The 3,132-nt window shown below is 73.5% G+C and carries 2 protein-coding genes; one reads left to right on the plus strand and one right to left on the minus strand.

What is annotated here, in order from left to right:
* Positions 1 to 275 precede the first annotated feature (275 nt).
* Positions 276 to 1,442 carry a xylose isomerase gene (xylA, locus tag AOK11_RS38360; protein ID WP_055598213.1) on the minus strand — a complete coding sequence of 389 codons (1,167 nt, stop codon included), beginning with the start codon at positions 1,440 to 1,442 and terminating at the stop codon, positions 276 to 278.
* 114 nt (positions 1,443 to 1,556) lie between these two features.
* Here xylA and xylB point away from each other — a divergent pair, with 114 nt between their 5' ends.
* The gene (gene xylB / locus AOK11_RS38365) at positions 1,557 to 3,002 is read left to right on the plus strand and encodes a xylulokinase (RefSeq protein WP_055598214.1); all 1,446 of its coding nucleotides are present in this window, start codon (positions 1,557 to 1,559) and stop codon (positions 3,000 to 3,002) included.
* Positions 3,003 to 3,132 lie beyond the last annotated feature (130 nt).

A 3,132-nucleotide genomic window follows, 5' to 3' on the forward strand; every position in this document is an offset into this window, starting at 1 on the left:
CCCGGAGACCGGCCGGGGTCTGCTGCGGACGCGGACGGGCGGTGGACGGACGGGCGCGGCCGACGCGCGACAGCACCGCGGCGGTCACGCCTCACCGCACGGTCCGGACGGTCTCCGCGCGGTGCCGGGCCGTCTCCGCGCGGAGGCCGTCCGGACCGTGCGGTGAGGCGTGACCGACGCGCGAAAGCACCGCGTCGGCCGCGCCCGTACGTCCACCGCGCGTCCGCGTCCGCAGCAGACCCCGGCAGGTCTCCGGGGACCCCGGAGCCGGGAACTCAGCCCCGGGCACCCAGCAGGTGATCCATCGCCAGCTGGTCGAGGTGCTCGAAGCCCATCCCGCGCGCGGCGGCGGTGTCGGCGTCGAAGTCCTCGAAGGCGGACCGGTCGCCGAGCAGGGCCTGGAGACCGTCGGCCGCCGTGGGTTCGGCCAGCTGGTCCAGGCGGGCCGCGCGCAGCGCCTCCTGCACCTCGGGGTCGGAACGGAAGGCTGCCGCGCGGTCCTTGAGGATGAGGTAGTTGCGCATGCAGCCGGCCGCCGAGGCCCACACACCGTCGAGGTCCTCGGTCCGCGGCGGCTTGAAGTCGAAGTGCTTCGGGCCGCTGTAGCCAGCCGACTCCAGCAGGTCCACCAGCCAGAACGCGGCGCGCAGGTCACCGGCGCCGAACCGGAGGTCCTGGTCGTACTTGATGCCGGACTGGCCGTTGAGGTCGATGTGGAACAGCTTGCCGGCCCACAGCGCCTGCGCGATGCCGTGCGGGAAGTTCAGCCCGGCCATCTGCTCGTGGCCGACCTCGGGGTTGACGCCGTACAGCTCGGGCCGCTCCAAGCGCTCGATGAACGCCAGGGCGTGGCCGACGGTCGGCAGCAGGATGTCGCCGCGCGGCTCGTTCGGCTTGGGCTCGATGGCGAAGCGGATGTCGTAGCCCTGGGAGGTGACGTACTCGCCGAGCAGGTCGAAGGCCTCCTTCATCCGGTCCAGGGCGACCCGTACGTCCTTGGCGGCACCGGACTCGGCGCCCTCCCGGCCGCCCCAGGCCACGTACACCTCGGCGCCGAGCTCGACCGCGAGGTCGATGTTGCGGACGGTCTTGCGCAGCGCGTAGCGGCGCACGTCGCGGTCGTTGGCGGTGAAGGCGCCGTCCTTGAACACCGGGTGGGTGAACAGGTTGGTCGTCGCCATCGGCACCTTCATGCCGGTGGAGTCCAGCGCCTGCCGGAACCGCTTGATGTGTCCCTCGCGCTCGCTGTCGCTCGAGCCGAACGGGATCAGGTCGTCGTCGTGGAAGGTGACGCCGTGGGCGCCCAGCTCGGACAGGCGCTGCACCGACTCGACCGGGTCGAGGGCGCGACGGGTGGCGTCACCGAACGGGTCCCGTCCCTGCCAGCCGACGGTCCACAGGCCGAAGGTGAACCTGTCCTCGGGGGTGGGCTGGTAGTTCATGCTGCGGCTCCTTGCTCGATGGGGCTATTTCGTCATGGCGATTTACAAATTAGTATGCAGCAGCATCTCTGGGAAGATGGTCAACCCGCCGAGCCGCGCTAGAGGGAGAAAACGATGTCAGCAGCCGAGGGTCCGCTCGTCGTCGGCGTGGACACGTCCACCCAGTCCACCAAGGCGCTGGTCGTCGACGTGGCCACCGGGCGGGTCGTGGCGAGCGGCCAGGCACCGCACACGGTGACCTCGGGGGCGGGCCGGGAGAGCGATCCGCGTCAGTGGTGGGACGCCCTGACGGAGGCCCTGCGCCAGTGCGGTCAGGCGGCGCACGAGGCCGCCGCGGTGTCGATCGGCGGCCAGCAGCACGGGCTGGTCACCCTGGACGCCCACGGCGAGCCGGTACGTCCGGCGCTGCTGTGGAACGACGTGCGCTCCGCGCCCCAGACCCACCGGCTGACCGAGGAGCTGGGCGGCGCGAAGTTCTGGGCCGAGCGCACCGGAAGCGTGCCGGCCGCCTCCTTCACGGTCACCAAGTGGGCCTGGCTGGCGGAGCACGAGCCGGAGGCGGTCCGCGCCACCAGAGCCGTCCGCCTCCCCCACGACTATCTGACCGAGCGGCTCACCGGGCAGGGCACGACCGATCGCGGCGACGTCTCCGGCACCGGCTGGTGGGCCTCCGGGACCGAGGCGTACGACGAGGAGATCCTCGCGCACGTGGGGCTGGACCCGGCGCTGCTCCCCCGTGTCGTGCGCCCCGGCGAGGTGGCCGGAACCGTGCGCGGGAGCCACGAACTGCCGTTCTCCAAGGGCACTCTGGTGGCGTGCGGCACCGGGGACAACGCGGCCGCCGCGCTCGGCCTGGGGGTGCGGCCCGGCACGCCGGTGATGAGCCTCGGCACCTCGGGCACGGTGTACGCGGTCTCGCGGCGGCGGCCCGCCGACCCGACCGGCATCGTGGCGGGCTTCGCCGACGCGCGCGGCGACTGGCTGCCGCTCGCCTGCACGCTCAACTGCACGCTCGCCGTGGACAGGGTCGCGACGCTGCTGGGCCTGGACCGCGAGGCCGTCGAGCCGGGCGACGGCGTCACGCTCCTGCCCTTCCTGGACGGCGAGCGCACCCCGAACCTCCCGAACGCGTCCGGTCTGCTGCACGGGCTGCGCCACGACACGACCGGCGGCCAGCTGCTCCAGGCCGCCTACGACGGTGCCGTGCACTCGCTGCTGGGCGCGCTGGACAGCGTGGTCGACGAGGACGCCGACCCGTCGGCGCCCCTGCTGCTGATCGGCGGCGGCGCACGGGGCACGGCCTGGCAGCAGACCGTACGGCGGCTGTCGGGACGGCCCGTGCAGGTGCCCGAGGCGCGGGAACTGGTCGCGCTGGGGGCAGCGGCGCAGGCGGCCGGTCTGCTCACCGGCGAGGACCCGGCCGCGGTCGCCCGCCGCTGGGACACGGCCGCGGGACCGGTGCTGGAGGCGGTGGAGCGGGACGAGGAGACGCTGGCCAGGATCGCCGGGGTACTCTCCGACGCGGCCCCGCTCCTGGAGCGCGGCACGGACACCGCCTGACGGCCGGGAACAGATTCCGGGCCGGTCCGAAACCGGTTCACGACCGGTTCAGGACCGGCCGGGAACGACCCGGCCCCGACCGAGGACTGACGGAGGCATGAACGCACCGCTGCACGAGGCCCGCCCGCCC

Origin of the sequence: Streptomyces hirsutus, from assembly GCF_001418415.1 — a bacterium.
GTDB classification, from domain to species: domain Bacteria; phylum Actinomycetota; class Actinomycetes; order Streptomycetales; family Streptomycetaceae; genus Streptomyces; species Streptomyces hirsutus.